We start from the raw sequence: 18640 nt of genomic DNA on the forward strand, positions 1-18640 counted from the left end.
ACAAAAGAACGGGTGCCTTATCACGGATCTATGACTGCGGACGCGAACCAGTTGACAGAACTCCTTGCACTGCTTGCAGCGGCCGCTGTTTGCGTGCCCTTAGCTAGGCGCCTGCGCTTGGGCAGTATTCTGGGCTATCTAGCTGCCGGGGCTATTATAGGTCCATGGGGGCTGGGGCTTATTTCATCCGTGCAGGATATCCAGAGACCAGCTGAATTTGGCGTTGCCTTTCTTTTGTTTATCGTTGGCATAGAAATGAAGTTAAGCCGCCTGTGGCTGATGCGGCGACAGGTCTTCGGGCTGGGTGGGGCACAAGTCACGCTGACCGCCGCCATTCTGGGCAGCTGCGCTTGGGCACTGGGAGCACCTGCTGCCATGTCTGTGATTGCCGGGCTGGGGCTGTCGCTTTCCTCAACAGCCATGGGGCTGCAAACACTGTCCGAACGGGGGGAGCTCGCAACAGCTTATGGCCGAAGTGGCTTTGCCGTCCTTTTGCTGCAGGACCTTATGGTACCTGTCCTGTTTGCCCTAGTTCCTATCCTGTCTATCCACAATGTAGCGCTTACAGCATCGTTGGGGCTGGCAATCATGCAAGGGGCCGCTATTCTGATCGGGGTTACCTTGGCCGGGCGGTTCCTGTTGCGCCCGTTTCTGCATATTGTTGCGCGCTCCCACAGTGCCGAGGTCTTCACCGCTACAATTCTGCTGATTGTCCTTGGAATCGGATGGCTTACAGAGCACGCCGGCATGTCTATGGCTATGGGTGCTTTTCTTGCCGGCCTTCTTCTGGCCGATTCAGAGTTTCGCCATCAAATAGAAGCCGATATCACGCCATTCAGAGGTCTTCTACTGGGGCTTTTCTTCATGGGCGTTGGCATGGCCATAGATTTTGGCCTTCTGGCTCAAAGCTGGCTGCAGATTGCTGGACTGGTACTCGGACTTCTCACTATCAAAACCGGAATCTTGGTTCCGTTGGCACGCCTTGCCGGACTTTCTTGGAGCAATGCCGTACGCGTTGGACTCCTCCTGTCACAAGGGGGGGAATTTGCCTTCGTTCTGCTGGGATTTGCACAAAACCAGGGAGCGATTGCAAGCGGCCTGACAGACCTTCTGATCTTGGTGGTTTCTCTTTCCATGGCAACAACGCCCGCCTTGGCCGCAGCCGGGCATCACTTGGCACGCATGATGGAACGAAACACCAACAAGTCCCATCATCATACCTCTGTAGCCATCCCGCCAGAAGAAGACAGTGGGCACGTCATCCTTGCCGGATTTGGCCGGGTTGGCCGCATCGTCGCTTCGCTCCTAGATGCAGCCGGACAAACCTACATAGCCTTTGACCATAATCTTGATACGGTGATTCTGGGGCGCAGTAAGGGCTATCCTATTTTCTTTGGCGATGCGAGCCGTCCTGAGGTCATGCGTGCCGCACATGCTGACAAGGCTGCACTGGTTATTCTAACGATGGATGACCCCCTGTCCACAGCACGTGCCTTGGCTTCTATACACCATATGTACCCAAGGCTGCCGATCCACTGCCGGGCTCGGGATCACGAACAATCCTGTGATCTGACCCAAGCCGGAGCGACATGTGCTGTACCCGAAACATTGGAGGCAAGCCTGCAATTGGGACGGTCCTCCCTGACAAATCTTGGTTTAACAGGTGAACAGGTCGAAAGCATTCTGGAGCAATTCCGGTCTGACAATTACGCCATTCTACAAAAAACCTTGGAAGAGAGACATTCGGCAAAAAACATATGAGGAGAGATAATGCAGCCCAAGTCTGGGCCATATTCCTCCCGTGACAGACCCGCAAAAACTCACAAAAACTCACTGGGTCATCAGACGCTGCAAGCTTCCATCTGCTCTCATTTCCCTGATCGCGCCATTCAGTTTCTCTATGAAATCATTGGCCCATGGCGTCACGGCAATAGCCTGCGCTGAATACCCGACATAAGCCTTCTCAGCATTAACAACGGCTGTCTCAACAACTTCGGATCCTGAGCCCCCGGCAGCCTTTACAGCACTCTGGACAGAGAGCCGGTCATTGACATAGCAATCCACACGAGCTCCGAGGAGCTTCTTGATATTCACTTCTGTCCCATTGGCATCTTCCACACGAATTGTGCCGGCATCACGCATCTTCTGGAAGGCCTCGCCAGCAACTGTGAAGCCCAAGTTGTTACCGAAAAGCATGCCGGCGTACCCTTCAGGGAATGACTGCCCGACCACACGGGTTGCAGCCTCGGGTGTACAGAAGACTGCAACGACCTCCTCGTACAAAGGCTCGGAATACACGCTGATATAGGGGCGCTCTACCTTGCGGAGATAAGGGGGGAAAAGAGCAAAAATCTCTCCTGTCTCCATACCCTTCAGGCCACGCTTCCATGGGACCATCACTATGGAAACATCGTAATCCCCAGCAATACGACGGGCCACTTCCTGTAAAACATCAACATACAGACCGCCGGGATTACCACCACGATCAAAAGAATAGGGTGCGTAGTCATTATCACCGTACAAGGTCACTTTCTGGGCAGCGTAAACTGATGACCAAATGCCGCCAACAAGAATACAGAAAGCCGCCAAGGACGCTGCACGCAAGCATAATCTTATACCAAACTTTTTATGGATTGCAGTGACCACCGTTACCTCCTGTGACACGAATAATGAAGCCAAGAGACATTTGGTATCCCAATGAAAACTGTCTACAGGGCCCACCAGCTATATCATGAAAACAGGAAGCTCTTATAGGTTGTATTTCTGATGTTAAGAAACCTGATAGATTGATCGACGGCAGTATTGATGTGACCGACAAGCCGCCGTGCCACATCGAAGCTGTCTGTGCCGAGCGCAATCTTCACAAAACGACCCAGCTGAGGTGCCAGATCGATGGGGGCCCGTCGCCGGAAATAGAGTGTACGCCCTTGTTGCAGGATATAGCGACTGGTCACGTTGCGATCCCAATGTATCCAAAAATGTATCCAAAAACGCGCTATTTAACGTATCCCAAACCCGGAGGGGGCAGAAGGGGTCGCGTTAATGCATTGTTTTTAAAGCAAAAACCCCCGCGACATGTTTCAGTCGCGGGGATTTTTATGGCGCACTCGACAATCTCCTAACCAAAGCAGGAAAAACGCCAATGCCTTGATAAAAAACAACTATTTCTGTTGCCTTTGTTGAATGTATCCAGAAAAGTAACCAATTAAGTATCCAAAAATGTATCCTTTTTTCGGAGTCGCAGGGTTGCCGGGAATCTCATGTGACGCCTCGCATTTTCTCGACTGTTCTGAGGCTTGCGACTCCCAGCATCGTGAAAATGAGCTCCATCAGCATACTGTCGAACTGCGGTAACGGTGGGAGAGCAAGACCAAATGCAGATGCTGCCCAAAAGAACAGCGGCCCCACAAAAAACTGGAACGCAAGGGCGCAGCCGCATACCCACCCGATGAAGGGCCGCCAGCCGCCCCGGAAGCTGGAGCCACTTGCGGCTTCAATCTTGTTAACCTCATTTTGTGACCGCGCGGCTTGTTCAGCGGCCTCAATCAGCTGCCGTTCCATATCGATCTTTATTTTTGCTGCTTCTGCAGAATTTGGGATAATGCGGTCCAGCAAGCCGCCAAGAATAGGCAGGAGCGCTGTTACAACTGGCCCCATGATGAGAATCTCCGTTCAATACGTCCACACCAAAGGACGTGGTGCGTGGAACTCTGTTCCACACAGGTCAAGATGGATAAAGGTGGGTGCGATTCCGATGCCGGTAAAACCGCAGGAACAGGCGGATACCCGATCATCATTTGTCTCTTAATGTTCGTGCAGAACCAGTAGAGCCGCTTTCCAGAAGCGCGATTTGCCAGCCGCCATGGCCATTTCCAAAGTCTGTGATACTGGCTGTGACCGCCAGAATGGATCCATCGGGGCGCTCTACGCCAAGGGAGCGTTTTGCGCCGACCATGCGCAATGCATTGTCTCCGTGTCTGTCGCGCAAGTATGCACCCAGTTCATGACGTAGAACGGCGGCATCCCGCTCGGTCAGCAACAAACCAACATCGGCTCGATAGGCTGCATTCCATGGATGTCCGGCCAGCTTCTCGGCCTCACGGTTATAGACGCGCACCCGGTACTTCCGGTCGATACAGATAATTGGTATGGGCAGCCCGGAATCCTTGATGTCAGCTTCTCGCCAGAGACGCTTGTCAATGTGCTCGACATTGCTGATTTCCTGCGCAGAGCAGCCGAGACGCACGAGCACCATGTCGATCAGCCGTTGTCGTCTTGGCCAGAAGGCAATCATGACCAAAGCAAACGCGCTGGCCGCCAGCGCCCCCCGCCAATCGGGAGGCACCCAGTTAATGATCTCCATGAAATCCTCGTGCGTAGCTACTCGGTGCCATCCGGCGTGTGGGGCCAGTGCGTGTCGTTGTAGTAATCGGGTGGGATGGGGGATGCGGCTTCCAGTGCGTTGCAGCGCTCGCGAATGGCGGCGCGAAACCGGGCGATGGGCGCGGGGACGGCCTCGCCGGTTTCAATCTGACGCACGACGTACCAGTCCGTCGCAGACAGGCGGCGGCGGGCTTCGGCTTGTACCAGCGCGGCAGAAGGCAGTGCGGCTTCAGCGGCTGCGGCGTCTGGGGCCACCGCTGCGGCGGTGTCTGGCACAGGCACGACCACCCACGCCGCTCCATCCCAGCGGGCCTGTTCGCCTTCGGCCAGAGCAGGCGGCGGGACGGTGACGCACCCGGCTGGGATCAGCCAAGAGCCGGGCGAGCGGGGGTCAAGGTCGCCTTGGCCAAGGACATGTTCACCGGCATAGAAGCCGTTCACAACGCGATAGACAGTACAGTTCATAATGGACCTCATCTGAAGCGGATGCAAGGGAGCAACGCGATGTTGCGGGGGCGGGTTTCGCCGCCGCCTTCACTTGAGGTTCTGTGGTGATTCGGGTCTACGTTGCCGTTGGGCCAGATTCCGTACCCACCGGTCGTCGCGAAAAATGCGCCTTGGTTAAAGGAACGACCTATCGAGACGTGACTGTGGCTTTCGAAGTCATCCGACTGTGCACTTCCGAACGCGCGGCCTGAATCCACGCCCCGCCCGTCATCCCAGCCGCGCAGGAATTCACCGCGCAGGTCCGGCACGGCGAAGGTTGTGGAGCCGTCACCACTCCCGAATGTGGTTCCGATCACGGTGAACAGTTCATGGTATGCGGCGCGGCTCAGGAGCGCCCCGTTGCACTTCAGATACAGCGGCGGCGGCTCCTGCCCGGCATGCATGATCACGCTGCCCACCGGAGCCGGAAAAGCCTGTGCCAGTGCCGCAGGCGTGACCGCCTTTTCCGCATCCGTCCCGGCACTGACCTCATCCGCCGTCGCCAGCCGAACAATGCCGGGGGTGGTGGGGGTGGCGTCTTCAGGATCAACGCGTCTTGCTGCAATCAGAGCCTCAACAGCCTTTCGGACCTGCTCCAGATCACTGTCATCTGTGGAAGGAGACAGGCCCGCATGCCTCACAAGGTGCGTCAACTCTTGCAGGATGACATTGAACACCTGTGCCGGAACCGCAGAACCGGGGGTGTTGGCAGCAGGGTTGACATTGACGAACGGTGTTCCATCCTCGGCCAGAACAGGCCCTGTACTTGTCATGCCGGATACCGGCCCAACACAGCGCATGATTTATATTCCTTCATATGAGAATTTGAGATCAAGATGGGCCAGCGCCATCTTTCGTAACCGACAGACCAGATCCTCTGCCTGTGCGATCTTTCCAAGCGGATCCAGGCACTGGCTGTCTGCACACCGAAACAGGGTCACGCGCGGGCCATGGACCGTAACGCGGATGTAGCGCCTGATGGCATGCCCACCATTCAGGGCGCTTTCGGAGCATGTCGCCTGTCCGCACACAAACGGACGATGTTCGACAAGTGTGGTTTGGTAGCCCAGATCATCAGCCAGACCCTTAAGCCAGGCCAATGTTGCCCCGCCACGCGCCCTGCGACGTGCCAGCAGGGCCTGCCTGCGTTCCTGCAAGGTCGTTGCCTGGCCATGCGAACATTCATCAGGAAGGCCCCATTCCCGTTCCTGATCCTCCAGCATTGTAAACGCAGTGGATGGATCCGCCTCTTCCACCAGATCCAGCGCCCGGTTGTGCACCGCTGCCAACGCGGGTGCCAAGGCTTTCAGAAGCTGAGGATCTCCTGCTCCTGCAGGGCCCGGAGGTCGCAATCCTCGGGGAGCTTCTTCGCAAAGAAGCCCCTGATAATCTGAATCATTGGCCCGCATGTCACCCCCACAGTATGGTTCCAGGTGTTGCAATCTGTCCTGCTTCCAGGGCTAGGCTTCTTTCCGGTGCGTGCAGCGTGTGCCAGACTTCTCCGGCCGCAGCGCTGATTGCTTCACTCAGACGCGACAGACGCACCGTACCTCCGGGCTTTGCTTCCCTGAAAAAGAAGTCCTGTAGCTCTTGTTCAATGGCATGGCGGGTTTCCGGTTTGTCCGGGCTGATTGCAATCCGCGGATTGACCGGCATCTCCACGGGCCTGAAAATGTGAGGGTCCGCCCCTGCAGGCCGGAACTGGTCAATGTGCTTCTGGACCAGACCAACCTCTGCATCGGTCGGGATAAATCCTGCCCGTCCGGATACAATAAAGGTAATGCCGTGGGCGTCTGTTCCAAGGCTGTGCCGGTAGACCCAAACCTTGCTGATCCTTACCCCGGGCGTCTCCATGACCCACTTCCGGTAATCATCGAGATTACCGCCGCACGCTGTCATCCGGTCGTATTGCATGATCCTGTTACGGTATGCCTCCTGATCCTCACGATCGACGCCGCCAGAAAGCTCTCCGCTGACAGCGACGGGCTGTACCCCGGCGACAGGATTCACCAGGGACAGAAAGGTACCCGGCTCGGCATTGCCATGCTGCCCCGCGTTTGCCGCGCGTATCGGCACCACGACAGAAGCGCCTTCTGCGACCGTGTCTCCCGCGACAACATAGTCAATGCCACCTGCCTTTTGCAGGCGCGTGCCCTCCGGAATGACCGTATGGGGCAGAAAGGCGCTTCCCGGACTGGCCCTGAACTCTGCAGATCCGGTTGCTTCCCGCGCCGGCTTCCGCATCACGCCACGCCAGGCACCATGCCGTTCCAGCCATTCACCGGTTGCGCTGCAGGGCAGAATCTGGTGTGCCAGATGTTCGACAAAGCCGTAGAGCGTATGCAGGGCTGCGGCCTGGACGCGGGCCTGCACTTCAAGGTCAGAGCGGCGCAAAACCTCATCAAGGGACAGGGATGTCAGAAGGTCGGTGCGAATCTGTGCGACAAGATCCGGCAGCGGGGGGCGCACCCATCCAATATCAGCCATTGATAGCCGTCCATGCGTTATGAAAATCAAGGTCAAGACGGTGCCCGTCATGACGAAATACCGTTACGACCAGACCAAGACCGGACAAGCCGATGCGCCGGGCTGAAACATCAATACGGGCTGCAACGCCATCCTTGACCAACCAGGACAGGGATTCGGCGGCGTATTCACGCGCTCGCTCCACAGTCTGGTCTGTCAGTGCCTCGCGACGTAAAAGCCATAACCGGGATCCGAAATGATCATTGGCAAGGGTTACATCACCCCACCATCCCATGCGCCCGGATTCATCCGGCAAACGATCGTCCGGTCTGGCCCGCGCCCATGTAAACAGGGAGTTCTCGACAGCCCGATACAGGGAATCCGGTAAGGCCGATGACGGCGCTGTCCGGTCGGAGGCATAAACCGCCTCAAGAGATGCTTTTGACACGACGAAAGCCCCATAAAAAAACCGCCCGGAAGGCGGCTGTATGTAGGTAGGAAAGAAAGATTATCCTGCGCTGGACAAGGGCGTGTCCGTTTCCGGCGTGCAGATCCAGCGACGAAGCAGCCACCCCTCATAAATCATGACGGGGATGACAAGAAAGCCGACAGCGTGGCTGGCCAGAAGCAGCACCACAAGCTTCCTTGATCCACACTGAGGGAACAAACAAACCGGCAGCCACAACAGCAGGCCCGGCAGCACCAGGGCGGCACCGATAACCGGAGGAACAAGCCAGGGTGCATACACCCAAGGGTCCCCGCCATAGAGGGAGGCACTGACCGGCATGTCACCGGCGAGGGGATAATTGGCCAAGAGCGCGGTCGCTGTCAGAACCACGCACGACAGCATCCAGAGACTTCGTCCAAGGAATAAAAAGGCATTCATCTCAGGCCCACCTCATAAAGCCAGGCAGCAAGCTTTCTCCGTTTCCGGGCCGCCTCTGCCGTCATGGGAGAGTAACGGAAATGGCCTTTCTGTTCGTAGAACTGTACCACAAGGACAGGTCCTGCAGCCACAAGATCTCCCAACGTCATTCCGGCACGAATTGGATCACCCATGTACGACAGATCCCGGACCAGAATACGCGCGATCCCTTCCGTAGCACGCAGCTGGTCAAGGAAAGGGCGGGAAACAGGCGATCCGATCAGGACAAGGTGGTCCACAACACCACCCGCCCGGGCGTATTTGACGGCGACCTGCGCAGCAACCAGCGAGCCGTAGGAATAGCCAACCAGGTTGAACTGCGTTCCACGTGTTCCATAGTCATCCAGGCCGAGGGGACGGCCTGTATCCTCGCCATCCCGCAGCAGCGGCACACCGCCGAAAGCATCTCCCAACATGCCGAACAGCGACCCTTCTCCGGCGTCCACGGACCATCGATTGCCATTGCCTGCGGATACGGGGTCAAGACCAGCTTCCCGGAAAGCGGATACCATGTCGCCTATATAGGCTCCATTCAGTCCTGCACCACCGAAGAAATATGTTCCGCGACGCGGAGCGGCCTTGATGATTGCCCTGTCAGCCTCCGGTCCTTCAAGCGCACTGTACCAGTCCCGCCCGCTGACCACATGGCCACAGGTTGCCTTACAGCCAGCAAAAGCAACAGGAATGCCATCGACGGTGTACCAAGCCTTTCCCTCGGCAAGAACAGGACTGTTGTGTGGAGATTCACCGTGCCGCTCAACCGGGTCTCCCTGCAGGGCGACCGCACGGTCTTCCACACGGTACCAGCCCGTTTCTGCCCCACGACACACCCCGCCCGCGACATCACGTCCGTTAACGGCTATTCCCGACATGGGTTGTTGTTCCTGTCATACTTTACGGGCTGCAGCGTAGGCCCCTGTAAGAACCTTGTGTTCACGGCTTTCCTCCAGCAGCTGTCCCGATGCCGTGAGCGCAATGTCGCCATCGGCTTCGAGGACAATTCTTTTACCCCGAATACGGATGGTGCCATCCCGTTCAGCACGGATCTGGGCCAGTCCGTCGCCGGGGCAGAAGACCGCAGCTTCCCCCGGCTGCAAGTCAGCCGGTCGACAACGACGGTCTGTGACCACGGCGGCTATGGCATGGGTCCGGATTCCGTCCGGGAACAGGACAAGGGCCTCCGCACCCGATACCGGATGAGAGGTAAACCCTGCAGGTTCGTAGTGCTGCACCCCATCCTTGACCTCACCATCCAGTATGCTGACCTGCAACACCTGAAGCCTTCCTCCGCTCACGGCTGTTACAAGCGCACGCGCAAGGATGTTTTCTATCCGCCGCGCCAGGGGGCGCAGGGCTGTTGATATTGTGCGTTCGATCATCCGTGCGCTCTCTCAGAAATTCAGCAGGGTTTCCCCCGGCCTTGTCAGGGCGGAAGGTCCATCCCCGCGCTTTTGTGTGGTTTCGGGTTTCAGCTCCCACGCCCCGGTCGGAGCCACGGTCAGATGGCAGAGACAGCCTGTATCCCCCAGAGAGTAGGTGACCTCACCGATCAGCATCTCTCCAGACAGTCCAATAACAGGATCCTCTACCATGACAACAGCGTTGGGTACCCAGAGGCTGCCGTCCGCCTGCCGCCACCCCTGTACGGTATAGCGCGTTTTCACGCTTTGTCCGGCGCGGGAAGCAGCTTCCCAGCGCGCTTCAAGCCGTGCCGAGCTCCTGTCGGCATCTCCGGATTGCTTCCGGAACAGCACGCGCCGTCGCCTGACTGCCGCGTCATGGGCCTCGGCACGCACAGACAGGGCAGCATGCACCGAACTGTCATCGCCTATGCCTTGTCCTTTCACCAGGTAAAGGCTGTAACGATCTTTCCAGTTCAGCGGGGCATCTGCAGACAGAATGTTTTGACCAAGGATCAGCGGCGTGATTGCCCGCATCCGTCCTGTTCCGGTCAGAACCAGACGCCCGTTTGCATCATCCGTGGACAGGAGCGCCCGCATGCCGATCAGGCGGTCCACGCTTTCGAAAACAGTTTCTCCCTGATCAATCTGGTATGTCTCCACGATCGGGCCGGTATTGACTTCGGTACAGACGTGCACGCCATAAGGCGCGGCTAGGTCGGTCACAATGTCCTCGACCCGGCGTGCATTCCACTGTCCCGGCTCGTTGATGGCGGCGCAATCAACAAGGTCTGCCGTTGCCGACCGTCCGCTGACACCAACAGATATCTGACCGGCGTCGTAACGTATGGGGGTCGCGTCAACGTATCCTGTGAGGACAAGATCGCGCCCCAGCAGAATCTGGCAGGAGTCACCCGGGCGGATCATGTCACGGATAGCGGCACGGTCTGGCCAGCGGAAGGTTATGTCCAGCTCGAAATCACGCGCCTGCCTGTCCAGACCCGCTGTTACAGAGACACGCTTCCATCCTCCGAATTCCCGGCCATTGACCTTCAGGAGTACACTGTCTTCCACTGACCTATCCTGCAACCAGAAGAGAAGATCCGGGAACAAAGCCGGGGTGGGCAATGTTGTTCCGGGTGATGATGTCGGCCTCCTGCGCAATGTCCTCGTAACGATCATAGGCCAGAACCAGTGCGGGCACGGGGCCCGGCACCGTTATGCGCTCCAGTCTTGGCAGAGGTTTCACGCGCTGGCCAATATCCTGTGCTGTTGCCAGACGGGCCGCACCAAGCGCGGCGAAGACATCGCCATGCCCGGTGATGTCCTCTTCCGCGCGATAGGCCTTGACCAGGGTATCCCGGGCAACAAGGGCATCATCGCGGACAGACCACTGTGACAGTGCAGCACTGCGGCTGGCTTGTGCCAATGCGGCTCTCCGGATTAGGGAAGCAACAGCAGCACGGTTTTGCCCTTCCTGTTTCCGTAACGGGGTTGTTCCCGGCTCTGCCTGCGGAGCAGGACGAAAGGCTGCAACAGCGGTCAAAGGCTGTACTTTCTTTTTGTCGCTACCAAGCGAACGGAAGATGCCCTGTATGGCTGCCACCAGTTTGCGTGGATCGCCGGTCAGGATTCCAAGTTTTGACTGAAGCAACACGAGTGGCTCCGCATTGCGCATAAACAGCGCGTCTTCCAGGATGGAAAGGCCATGCATCAGATCCGCCACAGCCGCGTCACCAATAAAATCGGGAAAGCCGGATATTCCGAATTTCTTCAGAAAATCGAGCCCGGCAATCCGGTCCAGGGCCTCAGCACGCTTCAAGGCCTCGGCCACCGTATCGATGCGCGCGGCAGGAAAGGCGGCCTCACCGGCTTCGACAAAGCATAACCGAACCCTGCAAAGCCCACCCTCTTCCCGTGAATGACTGAAAGAGCATGTTCCGTCCACCGCAACAGAAAGGCTCCCGTACTGCGGATGAACCAGCGTACCTGTTGCACCGGACTCAACAGCCTGCAAAAGCGCATCACGGCGCGCCATGTAATCGGGGCCAGCAAGAAAGGCCGTGACTGAAATCTTGCGGGTTGCCCGCCCGAGGTCTTCTACAAAGGGTGTATCGCGCTGCGGGTATTCATGAACCTGTATACGCCGCCCTGCTTCAAGGTCATCACCATCCACAAAAAACGGCACGCCCCTGAAGGATGCCGGTTGCAGTTTCTGTCTCCATCCGGCCACCATCAGCCTTCGCTCCGCTTGTGATTTAATTCTGTCCGTCACACCACCCCTGACGCTTTCCGCCCGCATAGGCCCGCCCGTGTCCGGCCCGGATCAGGGCCACGTGAACGGGTTTCCCATCGACAAGGACAAAGGCTGCCGTGCGCCCGTACTTGTCCCTGGATGGCTTCTGCAACGTAATCGCCCCTTTTGACAGAAGCCTTTCTGTTGCAGCTTTTGCCCGGCGGGCCGCCTGCTTCTCGGCGGCGCACCGGCCCTTGAGTTCAGGCGTATCGATACCTTTGAAACGCACTGTCTTCTCGCCATCGCTGGTCTGCATGACAGCGGTATCCCCGTCAATGACACGCTTCAGTGTGGCCGGAATATCCGCTGCAGACAGCGGGAAAGGGAAGAGCAGAAACGACACAAGAAAAACAACATATAGGCGCATGACAGCAATCCTTCCTGAAAGGGTTGCTGTCTTTATAGGTTTATATTTTCGTTAATGCTCTTCTTGCGTGCTTTTTTGCTGCGCTGCTAGACAATGGCTCCCCGCCGGTATCCCACATCCGGGTTGATCAACAGTCCCGACCGGTCAGGGATGCCTTCGGAGACACGCATTCCCGGAGGCGCATTGTCAAAGCTGACCCGGATTTCTCCGTTGACCTGGTTGCGGCTTGCTGCTGCATCAAGCACGGATGTGCCTGTTGACGTGTCATGATGGCTTTGCTGCATGGCCCTGAATTCTGCCGACTCTGTCAGGGCTGCCTCGATTTCGGTTCTTCCCCCGATATCAAGCAAGGATCCCATTTTCTCGAACACCCACTGGAATGGCGCAAAAATGGAGTTCAGGAGACTGGCCAGTCCCTTGCCAAGAGCCGCCACGCCCTCAAACATGGCAGCAAGATCATTGCTGAACACGCCGGACAGGAAGTCCCGGAATCCCGCGACAACCATTTTCATGCTGTCCCATATTCCGAGGAACCAGGAGCAGACGGCATCCCAGTTGTCGTAGAGCAGCCATGCCGCAGAAACAACGGCAACAATACCGGCCAGAACAACACCGATCGGGTTGGCCCACATCGCAACGTTCAGGGCTCCCATAGCGGTGGCAATGCCGTTGATGGCCACGGCAAAGGCCGAAGCCATTTTTACAAACGCCAGCCTGGCGACAAAGGCGGCCACCCTTGCGATGGCGACAGACAAGACGGCTGTCAACCGGACAACAGCGCCCGCAAGTTGCAACACCGAGACGATAACGTGTGCATTCATAATCAGGGCCAGCCCGATCAATGCATTTCCCCACCCTCCCACGGCATCGACACAGCGCTGTATGCTGGATCCGAAACGCTGCACGCCCTCCCACACACGCTGCCAGTTCACGGTCATAAGAGTGTTCTTCAGGCCACGAATCGATGATGTCAGGACGTCTGATATCTGTCGCGCCACAGCCTTCAGGGACCCGTCACTCTCCCATTGGCCGAACAAGCCCAGCAGAGCCTTCAGCTCTCCCTTTGCGGCCTCGAAGAAACCGGCATCGCCAATCATTTTCTGGAAGCTGGTGAAGCTGTCCATCAGGTTCGACCACAGGCCGTCCCATGTGCTGGAAAGATTGTCCATCGCCCCTTGGAATTTAGTGTTCCAGATCCCAACAATGGCTCTCTGTATACTCTCTGCATTTGCTTCGGCGACCGTTACCATGTCCTCGCCGTTCCGCCTCCAGCGATACACCATCTTGTTGCCGGCTTTTTCGCCCTTGATTCCCAGCTTGTCCAGTCGCTCACTTTTTCCCCGTACAGCATCGATCACAGCCTCAACAGCCTGCTCCATGCTCTTTCCCATGGCTGCGGCAGCATCACCGGCACTACGGAGAGTGCCGTCCGCAGGGCTCAGTCCTGCCGCCCGCAGCTGGACAAAGGCTTCGTTGACCTCCGCCAGCTGGTAGGGTGTCTTCCGCGTAAAATCCTCGACCCACTTCATGCTGGCCCCGGCTTTTTCCGCCGACCCCTCCACCGTTTTCAGGACGCTCCGGAATCGTTCGAATTCGGCACTGGTCTTGATGATGGATGCGGTTCCAAAAGCCCCGGCCCCGAACCCGGCCACCCCTGCAAGCCCGGACATGGGACCAAGGGCCATGCTCAGGTCTCTTCCCAGATTGCCGCTTGCACGGGATACGGCCTGCATGGTTTTTACCGGCAGCTGAAGTGCCCTGTTGATGGACTTCATGGGGCCGGTCACCCGGTCAACGGCAGAAATAACCGCCTTGAGACTGAAACTCTGGGACATGATCCCTATCCTTTTGTCACGTACTTTTTCTGTTCTTTGGCAATGCGCACGGTCTGGCATTCCCACAGGTCAAGGTGGGACAGGGGTATGGGCCTGATCACACCCCACCCCCATACCCATGCCAGATCGAACAAGCGCTCGATCAATCCGGAGTTATCGGTTCCGCCCCCGTGCCCCCGAAAAAATGCATGATGACCTGGAATGCAGCCATGAAATCAGCGGGAGCAAGGCTGCGAACAGATGAAGGCGGGATGTCGGCCAGACGGGCAATGTATTTGGCAATCGCCCCGGCCTGCGGCGTGGCTCCGCCATCACCGATGCTCAAAGGATAGCCGCAGACAATGATGTCATCCGCCACAGGTTCGCGAAGCGTCAGGACACGGACCTCCTCGCCATGTGCATGAACCGGTTTGGTCAGCGTAATGCTTGATGCTGTCACAGCCATTCTCCCCGTGTGCCTTCAAACTTCATCTTGATGGTGCCCTTGCCACCCTCGACGGGTGCCCGATCCGCCAGGTAGGCTCCGGACAGGCTTGCCGTCAGGCCTGACTTCAATTCAACGGTGATGGTTCCGTTGTCCATGCGCAGGATTTTTTGCATGGGGAAACTGCGTGGTACGACAAATTCACCCTCGATGGAGGGAATGCAGTCGCTCTCGGTATAGTACCCGGCGACAACGCCTTTCTTTTCTGTTGCCTGGATATCGATGGTGACATCGTCCGACGCCAGTTCCAGCTGCACGCCGTCGACCTTGAAGTAGCATGTGCCGCCAATAGGCTTGGCCATGGATTGTTCCTTTCTTGTGTCAGTAAGCGGTTCAGGCCGCATCCGGGTACTGCAGCCGGAACTGGGCCAGGACTGCAAAGATACGGAGCTGGTTGACCAGGTCCGGCGGGTACAGCACGTTGACACGGTTTGGATTTGTGCTGTCCCGTTCAACAATCAGGGCCGCCTTGAATGCCTCGGCATTCTCGACTTTTCCGTCCCGCTCCAGCTCCCGGTATGCCGCGATCAGCTCAGCACGCAGGATACCCGGCGTAACCATGGCTTTTCCGGTCCCGAAGCGGGTTCCGTCATTGGCCAGGGCGTGCCGTGGGTATTTCTGCGTAATGCGCTGTCTCAGGTAACGCAGGACATAGGCCAGAAGAAACAGGGTCTCCGCGTCCAGATAGGATGGATCAGGCTGCCCCCAGGCATTCTTCTGGTACGTCGTGACAGAACGCTCAATCCTGACGGCCCCGCCTGATACCATGCTGGTTGCAATACCTGCGTACAACAGTGACTGTTTTTCTGTCAGCGTGAAACGCTTCCCGGCCTGTGGGGGAAGAATCCCGCATAATTCCCCTGTTTGTGTGGGACGCTCGGGTTCATTGTTCAGGAAAACGGAAGAACGGGCAGCCCAGGCCGCAGCATACTCCCACGCGGGCGAGGGGAGATCCGCCTCAAATCCCGCTATGGTGCAATGCTGGTCGTTGCGCGTTCTCCCGAAAGTGGCCAGCGCCTCGGCACTGCCCCGGCGTGCCGCCCAGACATGCCCGTAGATTTGTCGTGACCATGACCAGCGACCCGTCGTGTCTCCCATTTCTGCTGCAAGGGCATCCAGTGTTGCTGCATCACTGTACGGACAGACGACATGGTCATACTCCTCATCACCCATTGCCGCCGTGGCAACCGCTATATCCGGGTTGCCCGCACCGCCTGCCATGGGCACAACGGTTACGGAAAGGCCCGGCACATCACTCTCTCCACCCAGAGCGCCCCTGTAGTTGGGAATCAGGGTAATGTCGTTGCCGGTTTCCCCTTTCCACCGGCATGTCAGCGTGATTTTCCCGCCGTCTGCCGCCGCTGTCACCGGAAGGTCGGAAGACCGGGTAATGACACCCGCAAGCATCCGCGCCACAGCAGCAGCTGTATCACCCACTGCGACTGCACCCTGCACACGCTGTCCGGCAATATAAAGTGTGATGATACCTGCGGCAGAAGCTGTTCCGGTGATCCTGACCGTACCTGTTGCCGCGACAGACGCCGCAGCATCGTCCAGCGCGATGCACCAGACCTCGCCAAAGGTATCCCCGGCCCGGTACACCGCGTGCATGCGGGCCAGCATGGATCCGGCCCCGAACAGAATCCTGGCCTGGTCCGTGCGGGATACCTGCTGCGGTACACCGGCCCGTGCGGTCCCGCCGGAAACCATCTGGCCGATCAGCAGGGTGCGGTTCTGGCGCTCGAAGTAACTGGCCTGGCTGTTGTCAACCTCGGCATAAAACAGCGGTACCCGTACATTGACGGGCAATGTATTGAAGCTCACACTCATTTTTGGTTCTCCCGTGCATCCTGCGCGGATGCATCAAAGTGCAGATGTAACCATCTCTCCGGATATCCATCCGGTTTCCCCCACGGTTCTGTTTCCGGATCATTCGCCGTGGCATCCAGGCCAATCCGGACCGTTTCCAGTAATGGCCGGTCCCGATGGGTCACAGCCAGCCACGTTTCATCTTCTGTAATCTGGTAGGCTGCGCTGAACGTGAACTGCCACCACAACCGGGCGCGATCGACCGACAGCAGCTCGCCGCCTTCATAAACAATTGGCCCGTAGCCGGGCGGCTCCCAGCCCAGCAGCGCACGAAACAAATCGTCCCGCACTGATTCAACGGCCACAGCCGCTCCCTGTCCGCGACGATCCGCCGCAGGAAGAACGACAACCACAGCAAAATGCGCCTGAACCGGTTGCCGATATCCCGTGCAGGTTACGGCTGTTGCAGGCTTTTCCTCTCGTGGCAGCACGTAGGCCGCTGGAACCGGAAGACTGGCATCCTCCGCGACTCTGGCGAATTCAGCAGCCCCGGCGATACGTGCGGAACCCGAAGCCCCCGAGAACGTGTGGCATCGCTCCCGCAATGCCAGGATAATGGCGTCCAGCATCAGCGAGAGCCTCCCCGACGTGGCACAATCGCTTGCACAAGAACGACAGAGAGACGCTCCTGGACCGTGTTCCGGTGCCGTTGCATGACATCCGCCATATAATTGTTGCGCGGCAGAAGACGCCCGCCAGGCTTTCGCTCCGCCCCATAAAGGAGGAAGGCCGGATAGTAGGCTTTCTTTCGCATCAGCTCCTCGTTGCGGAACGGGGCCACAGCCACCAGGAAACCCTGACGCCCGACCTTGGAACGGATAGAGCGGAAAAGGGCCCCTGTTTGCCGTCCGGGGTTTGTCCCGGGGGACGATGGCTTGCGTGTCCGGACGAGTTTCCGCGCATCCCTGGCCACCATGGATCCAAGCTTGCGCAGCTCACGGCGGATTGGGTTCCGGTCAAAATCAAGACGCGAAAACCCCGATAACCTGGTATTGATTTCCATGGCGCTTTGTTCACGGGCCATGACCTGCCTCCTGTACAAAAGGTCCTTCTTCCTCGACGTCCAGCACCGAGAACCGTCGCCATCCATTCAGGTCGGTTATCCGGCGGATCCGGAAGCAACGTCCGCGATGACGGATGACATGCTCTGCCGTAATCCCTTCCCGCCAGCGCATGGTGATGCGGTGGGTTATGGTCTGCCCGATCTGCTGGCTTCCCAGATAAACCGCTCCCCCGACCGGCTCCACCCTGGCCCAGATCTCGGCCTCTGTCCGATACAGCGCCAGCAGGCCGGTTTCCTGGTCGGGACAATCTTGCCAGGACAGCAGGGCGATCCTCTGGTTCAGGTCTCCAATGTCCGGGGCTTTCACGGCACCGTCCGTATACGGCAGGGATCCAGAAGGTATCGGACGGTCGGCGGAAGAATATGTCTTGAACCGCTTTCGCTCGCAGTACCACGGTTCTCGAACCAGTTTGCCACCAGCAGCAACATGGCATGCCGCAAGGCCGGATCGACATCACGCCGGTCGCTGTAGCCCGCCGTAAAGTCAACCAGAACAGCATCCGGGCGTCCGGATGCTGTTTGTGGCCAGCAGTGGCCCGGCGCGGGCATAATGGCCGACGGGCACCCATGTCCAATCTGCCAGCATTCCGGGGGAAGAACCCTCTGCCTGCCTCCGGAATCGATACAGCTCAGGGCATCCACACTCTGCAGGGGTGGGCAGGGAAGCTCGATCCGTGGAGGGAAGCTGTCGAGAAGAAGACGCCACTTCCGGGCAGACAAGGCCCGTCCGCAGTATTGTTCGACCTGCCGTCGCGCCACGGACAGCAAGGATGCGATATAATCGTCCTCGGCGGTATGATCCACACGCAGATGTATCTTGGCATCCGACAGGGATACCGGCTCTGTTTCCGGCGCCTGTATCTCAATCAGCATGACGGCTCCCCCTGCGTGTGCGGGGCTTTGCCTCGACGGGATCTGCCCCTGTGTCCACAGGCAGTTCCTCCAGGGCCCCCAGCCGGACAAGATGAAAGGCATCGGCAGCAGACATGGAACGGGACTCTCCTTCGCGGTAGAAGCGGTCACCATCCATGGCCCGCAGAACCCGGTAGTGTTTTGTTGTGCTCAT

General features: G+C 58.1%; 25 protein-coding genes. 1 reads left to right on the forward strand and 24 read right to left on the reverse strand.

The window, feature by feature from the left end; genetic code table 11:
• The first annotated feature begins 30 nt into the window (after window positions 1–30).
• On the forward strand, window positions 31–1761 hold the full coding sequence (locus AY555_RS02680; protein ID WP_066133094.1) for a monovalent cation:proton antiporter-2 (CPA2) family protein: 1731 nt from the start codon (window positions 31–33) through the stop codon (window positions 1759–1761).
• 69 nt (window positions 1762–1830) lie between these two features.
• Here the strand turns inward: AY555_RS02680 and AY555_RS02685 are convergent, their stop codons facing one another.
• The 24 genes from AY555_RS02685 to AY555_RS11930 form a co-directional block, all read right to left on the reverse strand.
• Window positions 1831–2646: a substrate-binding periplasmic protein gene (locus AY555_RS02685; protein WP_066133097.1), complete on the reverse strand. Its 816-nt coding sequence runs from the start codon at window positions 2644–2646 to the stop codon at window positions 1831–1833.
• An 83-nt stretch (window positions 2647–2729) separates the two neighbouring features.
• Complete coding sequence (locus AY555_RS02690; protein WP_066133100.1) at window positions 2730–2954, reverse strand: DUF6538 domain-containing protein; 225 nt, start codon at window positions 2952–2954, stop codon at window positions 2730–2732.
• A gap of 304 nt (window positions 2955–3258) precedes the next feature.
• Window positions 3259–3657, reverse strand: a complete 399-nt coding sequence (locus AY555_RS02695; protein WP_066133103.1) for a 3TM-type holin — start codon at window positions 3655–3657, stop codon at window positions 3259–3261.
• A 136-nt stretch (window positions 3658–3793) separates the two neighbouring features.
• On the reverse strand, window positions 3794–4363 hold the full coding sequence (locus AY555_RS02700) for a nitrogen regulation protein NR(II) (protein ID WP_066133109.1): 570 nt from the start codon (window positions 4361–4363) through the stop codon (window positions 3794–3796).
• Window positions 4364–4380: 17 nt separating this feature from the next.
• Window positions 4381–4848, reverse strand: a complete 468-nt coding sequence (locus AY555_RS11995) for a hypothetical protein (protein ID WP_066133111.1) — start codon at window positions 4846–4848, stop codon at window positions 4381–4383.
• 8 nt (window positions 4849–4856) lie between these two features.
• Window positions 4857–5669 (reverse strand): phage tail protein, encoded by an 813-nt coding sequence (locus tag AY555_RS12080; RefSeq protein ID WP_066133113.1) that lies wholly within the window; start codon window positions 5667–5669, stop codon window positions 4857–4859.
• 3 nt (window positions 5670–5672) lie between these two features.
• On the reverse strand, window positions 5673–6278 hold the full coding sequence (locus AY555_RS02715; RefSeq protein WP_066133116.1) for a YmfQ family protein: 606 nt from the start codon (window positions 6276–6278) through the stop codon (window positions 5673–5675).
• 1 nt (window position 6279) lies between these two features.
• Complete coding sequence (locus AY555_RS02720; RefSeq protein ID WP_066133119.1) at window positions 6280–7356, reverse strand: baseplate J/gp47 family protein; 1077 nt, start codon at window positions 7354–7356, stop codon at window positions 6280–6282.
• The gene (locus tag AY555_RS02725) at window positions 7349–7783 is read right to left on the reverse strand and encodes a phage GP46 family protein (RefSeq protein WP_066133122.1); all 435 of its coding nucleotides are present in this window, start codon (window positions 7781–7783) and stop codon (window positions 7349–7351) included. Before AY555_RS02725 ends, AY555_RS02720 begins: the two co-directional genes overlap by 8 nt.
• Before the next feature lie 60 nt (window positions 7784–7843).
• Window positions 7844–8221, reverse strand: coding sequence for a hypothetical protein (locus tag AY555_RS02730; protein ID WP_066133125.1), 378 nt, complete (start codon window positions 8219–8221; stop codon window positions 7844–7846).
• Window positions 8218–9132 (reverse strand): hypothetical protein, encoded by a 915-nt coding sequence (locus AY555_RS02735; protein ID WP_066133128.1) that lies wholly within the window; start codon window positions 9130–9132, stop codon window positions 8218–8220. The genes AY555_RS02730 and AY555_RS02735 overlap by 4 nt, the downstream gene beginning before the upstream one ends.
• A gap of 15 nt (window positions 9133–9147) precedes the next feature.
• Entirely contained in the window at window positions 9148–9639 is a 492-nt protein-coding gene (locus AY555_RS02740; RefSeq protein ID WP_066133130.1) for a phage baseplate assembly protein V, read from the reverse strand.
• 12 nt (window positions 9640–9651) lie between these two features.
• Window positions 9652–10734: a phage baseplate assembly protein gene (locus tag AY555_RS02745; protein ID WP_066133133.1), complete on the reverse strand. Its 1083-nt coding sequence runs from the start codon at window positions 10732–10734 to the stop codon at window positions 9652–9654.
• A 4-nt stretch (window positions 10735–10738) separates the two neighbouring features.
• Window positions 10739–11896 carry a DNA circularization protein gene (locus AY555_RS02750; RefSeq protein ID WP_066133135.1) on the reverse strand — a complete coding sequence of 386 codons (1158 nt, stop codon included), beginning with the start codon at window positions 11894–11896 and terminating at the stop codon, window positions 10739–10741.
• 22 nt (window positions 11897–11918) lie between these two features.
• The gene (locus AY555_RS02755; protein WP_066133138.1) at window positions 11919–12323 is read right to left on the reverse strand and encodes a thermonuclease family protein; all 405 of its coding nucleotides are present in this window, start codon (window positions 12321–12323) and stop codon (window positions 11919–11921) included.
• Between the two features lie 86 nt (window positions 12324–12409).
• Window positions 12410–14158 carry a tape measure protein gene (locus AY555_RS02760; protein WP_066133141.1) on the reverse strand — a complete coding sequence of 583 codons (1749 nt, stop codon included), beginning with the start codon at window positions 14156–14158 and terminating at the stop codon, window positions 12410–12412.
• 142 nt (window positions 14159–14300) lie between these two features.
• The gene (locus AY555_RS02765) at window positions 14301–14597 is read right to left on the reverse strand and encodes a phage tail assembly protein (protein WP_209315730.1); all 297 of its coding nucleotides are present in this window, start codon (window positions 14595–14597) and stop codon (window positions 14301–14303) included.
• Window positions 14594–14944 carry a phage tail tube protein gene (locus AY555_RS02770; RefSeq protein ID WP_066133147.1) on the reverse strand — a complete coding sequence of 117 codons (351 nt, stop codon included), beginning with the start codon at window positions 14942–14944 and terminating at the stop codon, window positions 14594–14596. Before AY555_RS02770 ends, AY555_RS02765 begins: the two co-directional genes overlap by 4 nt.
• A gap of 31 nt (window positions 14945–14975) precedes the next feature.
• Entirely contained in the window at window positions 14976–16472 is a 1497-nt protein-coding gene (locus AY555_RS02775) for a phage tail sheath subtilisin-like domain-containing protein (protein ID WP_066133149.1), read from the reverse strand.
• Window positions 16469–17080: a phage tail terminator protein gene (locus AY555_RS02780; protein WP_066133151.1), complete on the reverse strand. Its 612-nt coding sequence runs from the start codon at window positions 17078–17080 to the stop codon at window positions 16469–16471. The genes AY555_RS02775 and AY555_RS02780 overlap by 4 nt, the downstream gene beginning before the upstream one ends.
• The gene (locus AY555_RS02785; protein WP_066133154.1) at window positions 17080–17535 is read right to left on the reverse strand and encodes a hypothetical protein; all 456 of its coding nucleotides are present in this window, start codon (window positions 17533–17535) and stop codon (window positions 17080–17082) included. The genes AY555_RS02780 and AY555_RS02785 overlap by 1 nt, the downstream gene beginning before the upstream one ends.
• Complete coding sequence (locus AY555_RS02790) at window positions 17525–17881, reverse strand: phage head closure protein (RefSeq protein WP_066133157.1); 357 nt, start codon at window positions 17879–17881, stop codon at window positions 17525–17527. Before AY555_RS02790 ends, AY555_RS02785 begins: the two co-directional genes overlap by 11 nt.
• A complete protein-coding gene (locus tag AY555_RS02795; protein ID WP_066133160.1) occupies window positions 17878–18447 on the reverse strand; it encodes a head-tail connector protein in 570 nt (189 codons plus the stop codon). Before AY555_RS02795 ends, AY555_RS02790 begins: the two co-directional genes overlap by 4 nt.
• Window positions 18437–18640 carry a hypothetical protein gene (locus AY555_RS11930; RefSeq protein WP_167798502.1) on the reverse strand — a complete coding sequence of 68 codons (204 nt, stop codon included), beginning with the start codon at window positions 18638–18640 and terminating at the stop codon, window positions 18437–18439. Before AY555_RS11930 ends, AY555_RS02795 begins: the two co-directional genes overlap by 11 nt.

This window comes from Haematospirillum jordaniae, assembly GCF_001611975.1.
GTDB lineage: Bacteria > Pseudomonadota > Alphaproteobacteria > Rhodospirillales > Rhodospirillaceae > Haematospirillum > Haematospirillum jordaniae.

Bases quoted from the DNA above. Each gene is read 5' to 3' on its own strand.
- AY555_RS02680 (WP_066133094.1), top strand. From the start codon at position 31: ATGACTGCGGACGCGAACCAGTTGACAGAACTCCTTGCACTGCTTGCA.
- AY555_RS02695 (WP_066133103.1), bottom strand. From the start codon at position 3,657: ATGGGGCCAGTTGTAACAGCGCTCCTGCCTATTCTTGGCGGCTTGCTG.
- AY555_RS02700 (WP_066133109.1), bottom strand. From the start codon at position 4,363: ATGGAGATCATTAACTGGGTGCCTCCCGATTGGCGGGGGGCGCTGGCG.
- AY555_RS11995 (WP_066133111.1), bottom strand. From the start codon at position 4,848: ATGAACTGTACTGTCTATCGCGTTGTGAACGGCTTCTATGCCGGTGAA.
- AY555_RS12080 (WP_066133113.1), bottom strand. From the start codon at position 5,669: ATGCGCTGTGTTGGGCCGGTATCCGGCATGACAAGTACAGGGCCTGTT.
- AY555_RS02715 (WP_066133116.1), bottom strand. From the start codon at position 6,278: ATGCGGGCCAATGATTCAGATTATCAGGGGCTTCTTTGCGAAGAAGCT.
- AY555_RS02720 (WP_066133119.1), bottom strand. From the start codon at position 7,356: ATGGCTGATATTGGATGGGTGCGCCCCCCGCTGCCGGATCTTGTCGCA.
- AY555_RS02730 (WP_066133125.1), bottom strand. From the start codon at position 8,221: ATGAATGCCTTTTTATTCCTTGGACGAAGTCTCTGGATGCTGTCGTGC.
- AY555_RS02735 (WP_066133128.1), bottom strand. From the start codon at position 9,132: ATGTCGGGAATAGCCGTTAACGGACGTGATGTCGCGGGCGGGGTGTGT.
- AY555_RS02740 (WP_066133130.1), bottom strand. From the start codon at position 9,639: ATGATCGAACGCACAATATCAACAGCCCTGCGCCCCCTGGCGCGGCGG.
- AY555_RS02750 (WP_066133135.1), bottom strand. From the start codon at position 11,896: ATGGTGGCCGGATGGAGACAGAAACTGCAACCGGCATCCTTCAGGGGC.
- AY555_RS02755 (WP_066133138.1), bottom strand. From the start codon at position 12,323: ATGCGCCTATATGTTGTTTTTCTTGTGTCGTTTCTGCTCTTCCCTTTC.
- AY555_RS02760 (WP_066133141.1), bottom strand. From the start codon at position 14,158: ATGTCCCAGAGTTTCAGTCTCAAGGCGGTTATTTCTGCCGTTGACCGG.
- AY555_RS02770 (WP_066133147.1), bottom strand. From the start codon at position 14,944: ATGGCCAAGCCTATTGGCGGCACATGCTACTTCAAGGTCGACGGCGTG.
- AY555_RS02775 (WP_066133149.1), bottom strand. From the start codon at position 16,472: ATGAGTGTGAGCTTCAATACATTGCCCGTCAATGTACGGGTACCGCTG.
- AY555_RS02780 (WP_066133151.1), bottom strand. From the start codon at position 17,080: ATGCTGGACGCCATTATCCTGGCATTGCGGGAGCGATGCCACACGTTC.
- AY555_RS02785 (WP_066133154.1), bottom strand. From the start codon at position 17,535: ATGGCCCGTGAACAAAGCGCCATGGAAATCAATACCAGGTTATCGGGG.
- AY555_RS02795 (WP_066133160.1), bottom strand. From the start codon at position 18,447: ATGCTGATTGAGATACAGGCGCCGGAAACAGAGCCGGTATCCCTGTCG.
- AY555_RS11930 (WP_167798502.1), bottom strand. From the start codon at position 18,640: ATGAGCACAACAAAACACTACCGGGTTCTGCGGGCCATGGATGGTGAC.